Genomic DNA, 14,230 nt, shown 5'->3' with positions numbered 1-14,230 from the left:
CAATGTATTCAAGCCACCCATGGCCCGTGCTGACGTGTTGGGAAGGGAAAGCGGCGCTGCGTGGCCCGACTCGCCGTTCGACTAGCCGTTCGACGCGATGGCCGCGTCGGGGGCACGGTGTTGCGTGCCCGGTGCTGGCGCGCCGTCGCCCGCGATCAACCCGAGTAAGGTCTGCTGATCGAGTACTTCGCATTCGAGCAGCCGCTTCGCAATGCGATCGAGCTGCGTGCGCCTGTCACCCAGCGTGCGCCTGACCCGTTCGTGCGCCGCAGCAAGCACGCGCCGGATTTCGTCATCAACGAGCTTCGCCGTGCTTTCGCTGTAGTGCTCGCCGCGACCTACCGGCGGGAAATAGCCGGGATCGGGACTGCTGCCATCGAACGTAGCGAGCCCGAGAGCCGCACTCATGCCACAACGTGTCACCATATGCCGCACCAGCGCGGTCGCCCGATCCAGATCATTCTCCGCGCCGGTCGAGACGTCGCCGAACACGATCTCCTCCGCCACACGTCCGCCGAGATACGCGTCCAGCCGGTCCAGCAACTCGCTCTCGCGCAGCACGTAGCGGTCTTCGGTCGGCACCTGCTGCGTGTAGCCGAGCGCTGCTATACCGCGCGGAATGATCGATACTTTCTTGACGGGATCGCAATGGGCCCGGCTCTGCGCGACCAGCGCGTGACCCGCTTCGTGGTAAGCGATCGTGATCTTCTCCTGCTCGTTCATGACGCGGCTTCTGCGCTCCGCGCCGGTCATCGCACGGTCAATCGCTTCGTCGAAATCGGTCATGGAGATGGCCGGCTTGTCGAGTTCGGCCGCATGCAGCGCGGCTTCGTTGACCACGTTGGCGAGATCCGCGCCGACAAAACCTGGCATCCGCGATGCGAGTTCGCCCAGATCGACGTCCGCAGCGAGCGTCACGTGTTTGACATGGACCTGCAGAATCTGCCTGCGCCCGTTGAGGTCCGGACGGTCGATTGCAATGTGCCGGTCGAAGCGCCCGGGGCGCAGCAAGGCTGGGTCGAGAATCTCCGGACGATTGGTGGCCGCCAGAATGATCACGCCTGAATTCGGCTGAAAGCCGTCCATTTCAACCAGCAGTTGGTTGAGCGTCTGCTCGCGTTCGTCGTTGCCGGAAGTCACACCCGCACCGCGCACCTTGCCGAGCGCATCGAGTTCGTCGATGAAGACGATGCACGGCGCCTTCTGCTGCGCCTGTTCGAACAGGTCCCGCACGCGCGCAGCACCGACCCCGACGAACATTTCGACAAACGCCGAGCCGCTAATGGAAAAAAACGGCACGCCCGCTTCGCCCGCGACAGCTTTCGCGAGCAACGTTTTGCCGGTGCCGGGAGCGCCGACGATCAGCACACCCTTCGGAATTTTGCCGCCGAGGCGCCGATAGCGCTCCGAGTTGCGCAGGAATTCGACGATCTGTTTCAGCTCGGCTTTCGCTTCGTCGATGCCGGCGATATCGTCGAACGTGACGTCGGTGTCCTGCTGCGCGTATAGCTTGGCCTTGCTCTTGCCAATCCCGCCGAAGTCACGCAGACCACCGCCCGCGCGCCGCATGAAGACGCTCCAGACGGCGACGAGCACGAACACGGGCACGAGCCAGCCAAGCAGCGTGACGAGCCACGTACTGTCCGCAACGCCCATATAGCGGATACCCGAGTTCGCCAGATCGTCGATCAGATGATCGTCGGTGACGCGCACGGTGGAAAAACGCCACGGCGCGCCACTGGCAGCGAGGTCGCTGGCGGCGGACGCAGGCAGCAAGGGCGCAGCGCCGGGCATCCGGACGCTACCGGTAATCTGTGCGGGGCCGATCTCCAGATTGTCCAGCTGCCGCGCGACCAGCAGCCGGTGAAAATCGCTGTAGGCGATCGTCTCAGATGGCTCACGGAACAGGAAGATCTGCGCCACGAACAGCAGCATCATGCCGACCGTGAACCAAACGCCGGTTAAGTTGGATTTGTTGTTCATTGCTTTCAGCGTCGACCGTTAATGTGGTCAGAATAGGGGTGCCCGCAGCGCGCTTCATGATCCAGATCAAGCTGGCGCCCGGCGCACCGCCACGCCCGCAGCAAGCCAGGACGTGGGCGTCGTGCCACAATTGTCAGGTCTGCGCTCTGACTTTCGATCGCATTTGATGTGGATCATGAAGTGCACCCGGCGCGCGTCAATCATGAAGCTGGTTGGAATACGGGGACAACGCCTCTTCCTCCATACGGAGCTTTTCATGACTGAACAACCCGCTGTCGCATCGCTGCCGTCCACGCCTCGCACCGACCTCCGGGTTCAGCGCCTGGTCGAAAGCCCGAGCTACCAGCAGGCTGATGAAGATCTTGCTTTCCTGCAGCGCCCCGAAATGTGCGGCGTGCGCCTGCAACTGGATTACTGGAAGGCTGAAGAACTGCTGCAGCGTCACCAGATCGACCACACCGTCGTCGTCTACGGAAGCACGCGCCTCATCGAACCCGGCGCGGCGCAGCAACGGCTTGAGGCGGCACAGCGCGCGCTAGACGCCGCCCCCGGCGATCCGGTCGGCAGGCGCGAGGTCGCACTCGCGCAGCGCCTTCTCGAAAAGAGCGCGTAAAACACGGTCGCCTGCGAGCTTGGCCGTCTCATCGGAGGCGCGCAGGCGTCGTCCACGCTGCCGAAGCTGACTGTCGTCACAGGTGGTGGGCCAGGCATCATGGAGGCGGCCAATCGCGGCGCGTTCGAAGCCGGCGCGGCGAGCGTCGGCTTCAACATCTCGCTGCCCCACGAGCAGTTGCCGAATCCGTACCTGAGCCCGGATCTCTGTTTTCGCTTTCACTATTTTGCGATCCGCAAGCTGCATCTGCTCGAGCGGGCGAAGGCTGCAGTCTTTTTCCCGGGCGGCTACGGCACCTGCGATGAACTGTTCGAGGTGTTGACGCTCCTGCAGACAGGCAAGATCAAGCCGCTTCCCGTGCTGCTCGTGGGGGAGCGCTTCTGGCGCCAGGCCTTCGACGTCCAGTTTCTTATCGACGAGGGCATGATCGCCGCGAGCGATGCGGACCTGTTCTGCGTTGCGGAAACCGCTTCACAGATCTGGCAAATCATTGAGCACTGGTACGAACGGGCGAGTGGTCAGGCATAGCGGCCGCGCGCGGAACGGATTGACTGATATCAACGCTTCATGGCGCGCAGGGGTGTGGAATACAAACCTTGTGAAGCTTGCTCGCTATCGAATCAGTGCAGGCCGCCGCGTGCGGCCCGGCCCAGTGAGGCCCATGCTGCCGGTCAGTACCGGGCGCTCGTGCATGCCGTGAGGCGTTTTATCTATCTGGAGGCGAACTGTGTCGGCCAAGTCGCGGGTCTTTCGTGCATCGCTGCTGCGGGCCACCGGTTGCATGGTGGTGGGCATACCGGAGCCGGACACCGCATCGTTCTTCGGCAGTATTCCGCCGGACCGTTATAGCGGTGGCGTGTGATGCTTACGCCGATAGCACGGCTGCGTGGCCGTCAGTCCGCCGTCACTCGCTTCTGTTTCCGTTACCGGCACGCACGTCACCACGCGAGGCTGTATGACGTGCTGATCGTACTCGACGACACGGCGCGCGCTTGCCGGGTCGAAATCCGTCATGCCGCCGCTATCATCGATGATCTGCCCCCGCTGTCGAGCGGCAGGCTCAGTGCCGCGTGCCTGCGCAAAGCGGTAAGCCTGCTGGGATTGATCGAGCACATGACACGCAACGACCGGACGGCAAACATACCCGGCACGCTCGTCGACATCATTCATCTGCAGCGTCCGCACTATTCGCAGCGTGCGAAAGCTGTGCCAAAGCCAACGCGGGTTCGCAATCGTCGCGAACGGCAGCCGGATCCGCTGCACCGAACACGCCGGTACGCGCCTTCGCAAGGCGGTGTGCCACCCTTTTCCTGCGAAGCCGTCGCGCTTGCCCTACCCCGCACCTCGTATCTGCTGGCCCGCGCGCGACACCGTTATCCGGTGCGTCTGCCCTGACGTTCTGTCCAGATTGGCGGCCGTCGCGAAGTGTAGACGCTCTTCATCTGCTCGGACGCACGGGAGCCGCCTGTGTCCTATAGAAAGCCCCTCTGCGGGACGCTTCAGGCGCGCACCGAGCGACGCGCGCAGCGCCGATATCTCCTCCTCGCACACTGAATGCGGCATCGGATACGCGCTCCAGTCGACCTTGCAACCTCGCGCAATCGCAAAGTCGCACGCGGCCTCCCCTAACTCGATCGGTAACACATCGTCGTCTGTACTAACCTCTGCATAGCGACCCCGATTTGCCCTCCAGTGAGCTTCTTCTAACGTCTCAGCGCTGCCGAGAAGCTGTCGTTCATCTTACCGACTGTGCACCGCCGACCGCAGCGGATGATGCGGGACGACGAGCGTTCGCGAGTCCGCGATGAAAGTGTGCAGCCCCAAATCCCATCACTCGCTATCCGCGAATGTTTCGATAGTGGCTGAGGACAAAACTCAAGCTGTCTGAGCAGACATCTGTAGATAACGCCGGGGCTGCGGCAGCTCTTAAACAGACGTGCGTAATACATGTTTACCCAGGGCATCCCTAGAGGTTTCTCAATATTTGCCGATATTGCGTGGAGATTGCCAGAGTGTCAAATATATTTGACGCTCTGGCAATGCACTAAACCGGAGTCGAACATCCGACCCGCCTTCCGAGGGCCACAATATGCGTAACAACCAACCCGTCACCCAGCAGGAATTCGAGTTCCCTGACAACGCGACACTGATGTCGACCACCGACACAGAGAGTTACGTCACCTATGCCAACGCCGCATTCATGCAGGTCAGCGGTTTTTCCCACGAAGAAATTCAAGGTCAACCTCACAACGTCGTGCGGCATCCGGACATGCCTAAAGAGGCGTTTGCCGACATGTGGTCGACGCTCAAAGGGGGCGAGCCGTGGACCGCACTGGTCAAGAACCGGCGCAAGAATGGCGATCACTACTGGGTTCGTGCCAACGCGACGCCGGTGGTACGCAACGGACAGCCGGCAGGCTACATGTCAGTGCGAACCAAGGCCTCACGCGAGGAGATCGCAGCGGCAGAGGCGCTTTACCGGGATTTCCGCGAAGGCAAAGCTGGCAACCGTCGCTTCCACAAGGGGCTGATTGTCCGGACCGGCCTGATGGGTTGGACCTCGGTGTTTCAGACCATGCCGGTGCGCTCGAGGATCCGTTCGGCCTTACTGTCGGTCGCACCGACGGTCGCTCTGGCTGCGTGGCTGCTGGGACTGAAGGGTGTCGCACTCGCGGGTTTTGCGGGCGTGAGCGCCGCAGTTTCTATGTTCGCGTCGCTCTGGCTGGAAGCACAAATTTCGCGACCGCTCGAGCAGGTGCGCGAACAGGCCTTGCGTGTCGCGTCTGGCGAAAGCCAGAAGGCCGTCCACATGAATCGCGTTGACGAGATCGGCATGACGCTGCGCACGATCAGTCAGCTTGGCTTGATGTTCCGCTGGCTGATCGACGATGTCAGCGAACAGGTGATCAATGGTAAGCGATCCATCTTCGGCGTCTACCAACTGACGCTCTGAGCGAGGAGCATAGGTGTCCACCTAACATTGAGGTGGACACCTATGGCTGACAATAATCCTGAGTTGAGAGTCGTGTTCCAGAGCCGCGATGGGCGCAGGCGCTACGACGAAAAAGGAAAGCGCGCGCTCATCGAGGCAGCCTTGCAGCCCGGCGTATCCGTTGCCCGTGTTGCGCAGGAGCACGGGCTTAACGCAAATCTGCTGCGCAAGTGGATCACCAAGTACCTGATGGCGCGCGAGAAGGCACTCACGCAGGCGCCGCAGGATAGCGGCGCCGACGAACCGCATGGACTGAGTGCTGGGCAAGTCATCGACAGTGTACCGGTTGAGATTGTCAATTCGCAGAGGCACCCGGTGACAGAGCAACCTCCCGGCGCCTTTGTGCCGGTCATGCCGGCGCCGTTGCCAATGGCACCAGCGTTGGCGATGACGCTCTCGTTACACGTGCGCCTGTCCAACGGCGTTGAGTTCGACCTCGGCAAGGCAAGCATTGATGAGTTGACCACCGTCGTACAGATGCTGGGGAGGCTGCCATGTTCCGGTTCGACGTAAGCCTGAAAGTTTACCTCCACCGCGATCCGGTTGATTTCCGCTACGGCATGAACAGTCTCTCGATCCTCGTCGAGCAGGCCATGCGACTCAATCCAATGGACTCCTCTCTTTACATCTTCGGGAACCGGCGTCGCGACCGCATCAAGATCCTCGGCTGGGATGGCAGCGGGTTCTGGCTTATGACGAAGCGACTTGAGGCAGAGCACTTCATCTGGCCCGGCAACAAGACCGAAGTCGTGACCTTGACAACCGATCTGCTGCACGCGCTGCTCGACGGCGACGACATTACCACCATCCATCGCCATCCAAGGCGGGAATATCTGCGCGTGAGCTGAACGCGCGTCAGGCATGCTGGTCTAACCCGGCATGCCTGCCCAGATCACGATCTCCGCCGACGAACTCAATGCGTTACTCGCCATGCGGGAGGCGTACGCCACCCTGGAGCGCGCGCATGAAGAAACCCGCAGCATGCTGCGTCTGATGACTGCGGAGCGCGACCTGGCCGAGGAACGGCTGCGTGCTTACCGGCGTGATCTGTTTGGAGCAAAGAGCGAAGCACGGGACTCCGAACAGTTTGGATTGTTCAACGAGGCCGAAGCGCTTGGTGCGAATGCGACACCTGCCCAGGAAGAGACTCCCGGGACGAAGGTCGCGGAGCACACACGCAAAAAACGTGGTCACCGCAAGCCGCTTGATCCCAATCTGCCCCGTGAGATTCGCCGGCACGAACTTCCGGAAGCCGAGCGTTTCTGCAGCAACGACGGCCATGCGCTGGTGGAGTTCGGCGTTGAAATCAGCGAGCAGCTCGACGTGATTCCGGAACAGGTCCGCGTGATCCAGCATCAGCGGGTCAAGTATGCCTGCCCGTGCTGTGATCTGGGCATCAAGGTCACGCCGGCGCCGCTGCGCATCATCCCCCGGGGGTTACTGACCGAATCGGCACTCGCGTGGATCGCGGCCGGCAAATACCAGTTCGGTATGCCGCTGTACCGCCAGGCTGGACTGCTGCGTCGCTTCGGCGGTGATATCTCATCCAACACGATCGCAGCCAGCATGGTTCGCGTCGGCCTGGCGGCCCAACCAGTGATCAACCTGATGCGCGACGCGCTGCTTGATGCCGAGGTGATCCTGTGCGATGAGACGACCTTCCAGGTGCTCAAGGAGAAAGGACGAAAGCCACAGACGAAGAGCTATCTGTGGTCACAGATGACGGGCACGGGAATCCCGATCCGTTGCTTTACCTATACGCCGGGGCGTGGTGCGAAACTGGCCGACAAGTTGTTCACAGGTGTGCGGGAGGGCGCAGTACTGATGACAGATGGCTACGAGCCATACAACGGTATCGCCGAGCGATACAAGCTTGTGCATCTTGGCTGTGTTGTTCACGCGCGCCGTTACTTCGTCAAAGCAGAAGAAAACGTCCCCAAGGCTGCACGTACGCCAGATCTGCTCGCAACACGCTTCATCAAGCTGTTTGGCAAGTTGTTTGCCGCCGAGGCACGCAGTCAAACGTGGAGTGCTGACCGGCGTCTGCGCCTACGGCAGCGCTATAGTGCCCACGTACTCGCGGTCATCAAGGATCTCATGATCAAGCAGTCTCCTGGCGTGCTGCCGCAGAGTCTGCTTGGCAAGGCGCTGACATATCTGCGTGAGCAGTGGCCGAAGCTGGTTCGTTACATCGAAAACGGTGACTGGCCAATCTCAAACAACGCCTGTGAAAATTCCATTCGCCCCTTCTGCCTGGGACGCCGTGGCTGGCTCTTCTCGGATACCGTTGACGGCGCTAACGCGAGCGCCAATCTGTATTCTCTTGTTGAAACGGCGAAAGCCAATGGTATCGATCCGTACCGCTATCTGACCTGGCTGTTTGAACGGCTCCCCCTGGCAAAGACCGTTGATGATTACGACGCCTTGATGCCCTGGAAAATGCCACTCTCCCTGCGCTGATCCGCCGCCAAATCTACTTCACAAACACCACGCTCGTCCACTACTCAGAGGGACGGCGCTAATGGATCGCTTACGATCAATGTGCAGACGGCCAGCAACGAGATTGCGCAGGGCAACCACGACCTTAGCGTTCGCACTGAGCAGGCTGCCACGAGCGTCCAGCAGACAGCTGCATCAATGACCCAGATGACCGCCACCGTGAAGAGCAACGCGGAGACTGCCGTCGAGGCGAATCAACTTTCGGGCACGGCGAGCCACGCGGCAGCCAAAGGCGGGCAGGCAGTATCGGAAGTCGTCAACACGATGAACGAGATCACGGAGAGTTCGAGAAAGATTGCAGACATCATTGGTGTGATCGACGGAATCGCATTCCAGACGAACATTCTCGCGCTCAATGCGGCCGTTGAGGCCATCTCGTTATACACAAATCGACAGTTCCGGAGACGATGTTGGATAGCAAAGTAGCCGGAAGGGGGTTGTTAACAATGCGGATTTCGCGTTTACTCTCGGATTTTCAGCATGAAGATCCGAAACGACGCGGGAGCATGGGTGGACGAAGAATTTGAGACTCTGGATTTGGGCGATCCACGGCGAGACCGGCGCGCGAAGGAACTGATCAAACGGTTTGCCAGCCGGCCCACGGCCAGCATTCCGGGCGCGTGCGAAGGCTGGGCCGAGACGATGGCAGCATATCGCTTTCTAGGCAATGAGCGCATCGACTGGCGCGACATGATGCAGCCGCATTGGGATCGCACCACGGCGCGCATGGGAGCGTTGCCGGTGGTGCTGTGCATTGCCGATACGACAGAGCTGAACTTTAACGGTCAGGACATCGAAGGGGCCGGCCCACTCAGTTATGAAGCACAGGTGGGCATGTATCTTCACGCGACTTATGCGGTGACACCGGATCGGGAGCCGCTGGGTGTGATGAATGCCTGGATGTGGGCGCGCGAGTCACGCGATGCAAACGGCAGGCGTGGCGGAGTCAGGGAAAGTGCGCGGTGGATCGAAAGCTATGAGATCGTGGCCGAACAGGCACGGGCCCTGCCAGACGCGCGGCTGGTGTATGTGGCCGATCGTGAAGGCGACATCGCGGCGCTCATGCAGCGTGCGCAGGAATTGGGTGAACCGGCGGACTGGCTGATCCGCTCGCAGCACAACCGTGCCTTGAAGGACGAAGAAAAGCTGTGGGACAAGGTGCACGCGGGTAACGTGCTCGGCCGTATCAGTTTCGTGCTGCCCGGGCGCAGTGGCCAGAAGGCACGTGAAGTGAAGCAGGAACTGCGCAGCCAGCGCATTACGCTGCCCGGTCGCGTCAGCGTCACGCTCACCTGCGTCGAGGCGTATGAGGTGGATGCGCCAGCGGGCGTAAAGCCAGTCATCTGGCGTCTTGTGACCAACCGCGAAGCGGGTGATGCGGATGCGCTCATCGAACTCATCGACTGGTACCGCGCGAGATGGGAAATAGAAATGTTCTTCAATGTCCTGAAGAACGCCTGCCGGGTTGAGGCGCTGCAGCTCTCGCAGATGGAACGGGTAGAGAAGGCACTTGCGCTGTACATGGTCGTATCGTGGCGTATTGCACGGCTCATGCGTGTGGGCAGAACGTGTCCGGAGCTAAACGCGTCGCTATTCTTCGCGGCTGACGAGATACATGGTGCTCACGTGCTCTGCAAGAAGGCGCGTCCGAAAAAACCACCGACACTGAACCAGATGATACGGATGATCGCGTCACTGGGTGGATTCCTCGGGCGCAAGAGCGATGGTGAACCGGGCGCGAAGACGTTGTGGATTGGCATGCAGCGAGTCATGGATGCTGTGAGCACCATCCAGATCTTGCGCGACGGCTACGACACTTCTGTATAACGAGATGCGTTGAGGCTGCGCGCGCTGGCGATCAGGGGCGCGGTTTTGCCGTCGTTGCTGGTGAGGTCCGGGCGTTGGCACAGCGTAGTGCCAACGCGGCCAAGGAGATTAAGAATCTGATCGGCGCGAGCGTCGAAAAGGTCGAGTCAGGTTCCAGACTGGTCGATGACGCCGGCAAGACGATGGACGATATCGTTGCGCAGGTGAAACGGGTATCGGACCTGATCGCCGAAATCAGTTCGGCAACTGAAGAACAGAGCAGTGGCGTTGCACAGGTCGATCGGGCCGTAGGGGACCTCGATCACATCACGCAACAGAACGCCGCTCTCGTTGAGCAGAGCACCGCTGCTTCGGAAAGCCTGAAGCAGCAGGCGACTCGCCTGGTGGAGGCAGTGAGCGTATTCCGCTGACACGACTGTCGAAACTTGTGTGGCTCGGGAAGTTCGTCCCTAGGACTGATCGCATTAGTCCGAACTTTGAGCGCGCGGCGCGCATAATGCTTTGATTTCTCACGGTTATGCGCGCGTGAGCGAGGCGATTACTGGGTACAGGCGACGGGGCTGACGTTGAGCAGGCGGAAGGCCTTTTCCTGAACGGGCGTCGGCCGCGTGATCATGACGATCTTCGCTTGCGGGTTCAGGGGTGTGTGACAGACGTTGTACGCGAGCGTGGCCAGATCATCGAGCAAGGTGCGGAAGCTATGGACCGGCAAGCCGTCCTCGCCAAGCCGGGTGGCGTCCTTGGCTTTCGCCTGGTCTGAACGTCGCGCCTTGGCCACTGGCGACGCGCGGGTAGCACGTGCCTGCTCGACATATTCATCGTCAAACAGCATTGGCTTTAACTTCTCGCGCATGTGCCACTCGACGTAGTAAGCGAGCATGCACAGAAAGACGTGCGCGCGCACGCGCCCGGCGTTCCAGTGGAACACGGGTCGCACCTGTAGATCGACCGTCTTGAGCGAACGGAAGGCCCGCTCCACGACCGCCATGCCCTTGTAGGCCGACACGGCTGCCTCGGCTGACAGATCCGCCGCCGGCACACTGGTGCGCACCACATACAGGCCATCGAGGGCGGCCTCCTCTTTGATCTGCCCGGCCTTGCGCTCCCAGCTAAAGCTCGAGTCGGTGATGCTCAGCTCGAAGTGCTTGGCCATCCTGAAGTGATCGATGATGCGGCCCACGCGCAAGGCAATTGCCTCGGTACCCTTGAGGCGGTTGCGGGCGCGCGTGGTCGCTTCGACGATCTTCATCAGCTCAGCTTCGGTGGCCTGCAGCAAGGCCTCGCGCTTGCGGGTCCGTTCCTCGGCCAGCAGCGGATTGCGGCACACAATGAGCCGTTCGCCGGGGAACGCCTCACTGGTTACTTCGAGCAGGTTGCGTTCATCAAACAGCGACGGCTGGAAGGGCCCCCTCTCATGGGCGAGCGCGGCCATCTGCGGCGCGCGCAGGCTGCTCACCCAGTCCAGTCCGGCCGGGCGCAATACCGTGTCGATGCGCGCCTGCGTGAGCATGCCCCGGTCGCCCACCCAGGCGAGCTTCTCGATGCCATAGTGGTTCTTGAGCTTGTCCACCTGCGACGCTACGGTCGCCGGATCGGCGGTGTTGCCGGCGAAGACTTCGACCGCCACCGGACAGCCCTCAGGAGTACAAACCAGACCGAACACGATCTGCGGATCGTCGCGCTTGCCATCACGACTGTAGCCGTGGGCGGCAAGCTCGCAGCAGCGTCCGGTCACCCACGTGGAGGTGAGGTCATAGAGCACCAGCGTACTGCCACTCAGATGCTGCCGGGCAAGCCGCTTCTCGATGCCTTCCTGAGCTTCTCCCAGCCAGTCGAGCGCCGCATAGACCTGCTCCAGGTCGACTTCCCCCAGCTTCAACAGCCGCGACAGCGAGTGGGTCGCGGTCTGCTCGCACAGCATGCGATGCGTGGCGAGCTTGGAAGCAGGCGAGACGACCCGCGCCACCAGCAACGCCATCACCACCGAACGCAGCGCGGCAGGCGCCGACGCAAACCACTGCTCGGCGCCGCAGGCGCGCGCCGCGCCGAGCACGGCGGCCACGTGTCCGTGTGGCAGGCTGCGCTCGATCACGAAGGCCTCATCGGCGCACGACACCGCGACGCCGCCGCGCAGCAGGACCTTCAGTCCTTCGATGACCTCGGCGGGCAGCGACGAGAGATTGGCGAGGGTGCGCTTTTTGACCGTGTTGCCGTCGCGATAGGACTCACGCAGCAGGATCGCGGGCGGCGAGTTGCGGTTGGGGACGTGTTCGATATACATGAACACACATTCAAGCAGAATTTCGCAAAAAAGCAATATATAAATGCTATTTTACATGGCTACACGATAGTCCCAAAAAATGGCCGAAACCCAGCGCTGATGCGGATTCCGGCTATTTGAGAAGTCAAAGTTCGGATTAGTGAAAGGTGGCATCGCCACCCTTCCAATTCCCCGCCTCAAAAGACCTGCTATGGAAGATACATTGCATGGCGATGTGACGGCGTGCGTCAACCTGCGCGGATCACGCTCGATCGATCAGGCATGCGCAAGGCAAGACAACTGCGCGCTGAAGACTCATTCCGAGGTTCGCTCTATTGGCGAATTGATCTGCCGCGACATTTATATCGCTTAATGCAAATGTCGAACGGTACATGGAGTTAAGGAAGGCTCAACGCACAGTCCGAGCTTGAAATCGGCGACGCGATCAGTTGATCGGGCTCAACGTTCGCCATTCCAAAGCGCGTCAAATGGGCCATGGCGCCGCTGTTTGACCATCATGCACCTATTGTCTGGAGATTAACTGCAATTCAGACGTCCGTGGCGACAGGGGATCCGCCTCTCCTTTACCGCTTAACCGAGAGAGCAAAAAAGATGGAGACTTTACGTGTCATCTACCGTGTCGTTTCCGCCGGAGCCCACCAACTGGAACGACGCGCGTTTCGTGGCTATGTGGAAGTGGTTACAATTGCTGCGGACGGCTCAGTGTTTAACGATGTGTTGCAGTGCCGACTCTTGAGAGAAACGGAGGCGGACGCGTATGCCGACGGGACAGCCCTCAAGGGTCGGCTCGAAATCAGGGAGATCACCAGGGAAACCGCGTTCGATTAGAAACCGGCCGCACTAAAACGGAACGCCGTCTTTTCCGATCACCCTTTTCAGCCGTTCATGACCCGCTGATCCGCGCTTGCTAGAACAACCCGTGTCACGCACGTCTCATGGCAAGCCGCGCTTCCTCACAGGTTGCGAAAAAGCTGTTCAGATTCGCTCTGGATGACGGCGTAACAGTCGCAGGCCTGAAGTTCCAGCGCAGCGCGGTCGACGACTCGGATCCGTCCATTGTTGTAACGGATCGCGCCGGTATCCTCGAGCTGCTTCGCGATCTCTGCCACCTTCGTCCGACGCACGCCCAGCATGTTCGCGATCAATTCCTGTGTCACGTGCAGCTCACTGGCCTCAAGGCGATCAAGACTCAGCATCAGCCATCGACAAAATCGCTGAGTGAACGAATGATGCCGATTGCACACGGCAGTCCGGGCCATCTGGGTAATCAGCGCTTGCGCATAGCGCAGGAAAATCCGCTGCACGTAGCCGCCGCGTGCAAACTCTTCCATGGCGAACTGCGCGTTCAGCTGGTAAGCCTCGCCCGCGCTCTGGACCACGGCACGATTCGACGCGGTATCCGCCCCCATAAAGAAGGTTATGCCAAGTAACCCATCCTTGCCGATGACCGCCGTCTCTGCCAACCCGCCGCTATCCGTCACATGCAGCGTGGAAATAATTGCTGTGGTGGGTAAATACAAGTGCGTCAGGCGGTCGCCCGGCTCGTGCAACACCGTCCCCAGCGGCATGGAAACGGGAGTGAGATGCGGCACGATGCGCGCCCACTCCTCGGCGGGGAGGCCAGCAAGCAACTGGTTCTCATCCCGAGCCCGTAGCCCATCGCCAGGCACGTCCGTCGCACGAGCCTGTGCCTGCATACCGCGTAACACCCTCTCGGTCAAATTGATATGCAGCCTTTCAAGTTCGTCCCGATTCTGCTCGGGCAACAGACTCAGCACTGCCGTGCGCAACGTGTCGTGCCCGAGCGCGTCAAGGATCTTGAGTTTCGCGAGCGTTCCCAGATCGCTCTTGCCCGTGCGCCATGCCGAAATCTGGGCGCGTGTCAGCCCGAGGCTCTCCGCCAGTTGTGCATCGCTGCCAAACTCTCCGAGCCGCTTCACGTCGTCGTACAGCGCATGCCAATCGAATGTCATTCAGGAAGGACGAAAAGGTATGTCAAATACATTTGACGTCGATAAGGCGGTATGAAATACTG

Annotated in this window: 11 protein-coding genes and 5 pseudogenes; 12 read left to right on the top strand and 4 right to left on the bottom strand. The window is 60.7% G+C overall.

What is annotated here, in order from left to right; all coding sequences use genetic code 11:
* Positions 1-81 precede the first annotated feature (81 nt).
* Positions 82-1,983, bottom strand: a complete 1,902-nt coding sequence (ftsH, locus tag AYM40_RS35690) for an ATP-dependent zinc metalloprotease FtsH (protein WP_082855541.1) — start codon at positions 1,981-1,983, stop codon at positions 82-84.
* A 256-nt stretch (positions 1,984-2,239) separates the two neighbouring features.
* Here ftsH and AYM40_RS35685 point away from each other — a divergent pair.
* The 3 genes and pseudogenes from AYM40_RS35685 (at position 2,240) to AYM40_RS41080 (ending at position 3,991) form a co-directional block, all read left to right on the top strand.
* Positions 2,240-3,124, top strand: a pseudogene (locus AYM40_RS35685) (TIGR00730 family Rossman fold protein).
* Between the two features lie 199 nt (positions 3,125-3,323).
* Entirely contained in the window at positions 3,324-3,458 is a 135-nt protein-coding gene (locus AYM40_RS43360; RefSeq protein WP_256390508.1) for a hypothetical protein, read from the top strand.
* Complete coding sequence (locus AYM40_RS41080) at positions 3,458-3,991, top strand: hypothetical protein (protein ID WP_063500931.1); 534 nt, start codon at positions 3,458-3,460, stop codon at positions 3,989-3,991. Before AYM40_RS43360 ends, AYM40_RS41080 begins: the two co-directional genes overlap by 1 nt.
* A 105-nt stretch (positions 3,992-4,096) precedes the next feature.
* Here the strand turns inward: AYM40_RS41080 and AYM40_RS43100 are convergent.
* Positions 4,097-4,267 (bottom strand): annotated as a pseudogene (locus AYM40_RS43100) (carboxylesterase); the annotation flags it as partial.
* Positions 4,268-4,685: 418 nt separating this feature from the next.
* Between AYM40_RS43100 and AYM40_RS35675 the strand changes: the two are divergent.
* The 7 genes and pseudogenes from AYM40_RS35675 to AYM40_RS35645 form a co-directional block, all read left to right on the top strand.
* Positions 4,686-5,507: pseudogene (locus tag AYM40_RS35675) on the top strand (PAS domain-containing protein); the annotation flags it as partial.
* Positions 5,508-5,591: 84 nt separating this feature from the next.
* Positions 5,592-6,101: a transposase gene (locus AYM40_RS35670; protein ID WP_063494892.1), complete on the top strand. Its 510-nt coding sequence runs from the start codon at positions 5,592-5,594 to the stop codon at positions 6,099-6,101.
* The gene (tnpB, locus tag AYM40_RS35665; RefSeq protein ID WP_063494893.1) at positions 6,083-6,436 is read left to right on the top strand and encodes an IS66 family insertion sequence element accessory protein TnpB; all 354 of its coding nucleotides are present in this window, start codon (positions 6,083-6,085) and stop codon (positions 6,434-6,436) included. The genes AYM40_RS35670 and tnpB overlap by 19 nt, the downstream gene beginning before the upstream one ends.
* Positions 6,437-6,467: 31 nt before the next feature.
* Positions 6,468-8,048 carry an IS66 family transposase gene (tnpC, locus tag AYM40_RS35660; protein ID WP_063500454.1) on the top strand — a complete coding sequence of 527 codons (1,581 nt, stop codon included), beginning with the start codon at positions 6,468-6,470 and terminating at the stop codon, positions 8,046-8,048.
* Positions 8,049-8,123: 75 nt separating this feature from the next.
* Positions 8,124-8,459, top strand: a pseudogene (locus tag AYM40_RS35655) (methyl-accepting chemotaxis protein); the annotation flags it as partial.
* Positions 8,460-8,567: 108 nt separating this feature from the next.
* The gene (locus tag AYM40_RS35650; RefSeq protein WP_063495219.1) at positions 8,568-9,914 is read left to right on the top strand and encodes an IS4 family transposase; all 1,347 of its coding nucleotides are present in this window, start codon (positions 8,568-8,570) and stop codon (positions 9,912-9,914) included.
* Positions 9,911-10,324, top strand: a pseudogene (locus AYM40_RS35645) (methyl-accepting chemotaxis protein); the annotation flags it as partial. The gene AYM40_RS35650 and the pseudogene AYM40_RS35645, both read left to right, overlap by 4 nt.
* Before the next feature lie 128 nt (positions 10,325-10,452).
* On the opposite strand, the gene AYM40_RS35640 reads toward AYM40_RS35645, so the two are convergent.
* A complete protein-coding gene (locus tag AYM40_RS35640) occupies positions 10,453-12,195 on the bottom strand; it encodes an IS1634 family transposase (protein ID WP_063500928.1) in 1,743 nt (580 codons plus the stop codon).
* Positions 12,196-12,385: 190 nt separating this feature from the next.
* Here AYM40_RS35640 and AYM40_RS41680 point away from each other — a divergent pair, with 190 nt between their 5' ends.
* Entirely contained in the window at positions 12,386-12,547 is a 162-nt protein-coding gene (locus tag AYM40_RS41680; protein WP_158515386.1) for a hypothetical protein, read from the top strand.
* 239 nt (positions 12,548-12,786) lie between these two features.
* Positions 12,787-13,023: a hypothetical protein gene (locus tag AYM40_RS35635; protein ID WP_063500927.1), complete on the top strand. Its 237-nt coding sequence runs from the start codon at positions 12,787-12,789 to the stop codon at positions 13,021-13,023.
* 125 nt (positions 13,024-13,148) lie between these two features.
* Here AYM40_RS35635 and AYM40_RS35630 read toward each other — a convergent pair whose 3' ends face one another.
* On the bottom strand, positions 13,149-14,135 hold the full coding sequence (locus tag AYM40_RS35630; protein WP_236721146.1) for a Crp/Fnr family transcriptional regulator: 987 nt from the start codon (positions 14,133-14,135) through the stop codon (positions 13,149-13,151).
* Positions 14,136-14,230 lie beyond the last annotated feature (95 nt).

It is taken from the genome of Paraburkholderia phytofirmans OLGA172, assembly GCF_001634365.1.
In the GTDB taxonomy this organism is placed as follows: Bacteria; Pseudomonadota; Gammaproteobacteria; order Burkholderiales; family Burkholderiaceae; genus Paraburkholderia.
Note: the sequence above shows the minus strand (reverse complement) of the source record. Positions and strands in the feature narration are given on the sequence as shown.

Coding starts and splice junctions, on each gene's coding strand:
- ftsH (WP_082855541.1), bottom strand. CDS start 1,983: ATGAACAACAAATCCAACTTAACCGGCGTTTGGTTCACGGTCGGCATG.
- AYM40_RS41080 (WP_063500931.1), top strand. CDS start 3,458: ATGCTTACGCCGATAGCACGGCTGCGTGGCCGTCAGTCCGCCGTCACT.
- AYM40_RS35670 (WP_063494892.1), top strand. CDS start 5,592: ATGGCTGACAATAATCCTGAGTTGAGAGTCGTGTTCCAGAGCCGCGAT.
- tnpB (WP_063494893.1), top strand. CDS start 6,083: ATGTTCCGGTTCGACGTAAGCCTGAAAGTTTACCTCCACCGCGATCCG.
- tnpC (WP_063500454.1), top strand. CDS start 6,468: ATGCCTGCCCAGATCACGATCTCCGCCGACGAACTCAATGCGTTACTC.
- AYM40_RS35650 (WP_063495219.1), top strand. CDS start 8,568: ATGAAGATCCGAAACGACGCGGGAGCATGGGTGGACGAAGAATTTGAG.
- AYM40_RS35640 (WP_063500928.1), bottom strand. CDS start 12,195: ATGTATATCGAACACGTCCCCAACCGCAACTCGCCGCCCGCGATCCTG.
- AYM40_RS41680 (WP_158515386.1), top strand. CDS start 12,386: ATGGAAGATACATTGCATGGCGATGTGACGGCGTGCGTCAACCTGCGC.
- AYM40_RS35635 (WP_063500927.1), top strand. CDS start 12,787: ATGGAGACTTTACGTGTCATCTACCGTGTCGTTTCCGCCGGAGCCCAC.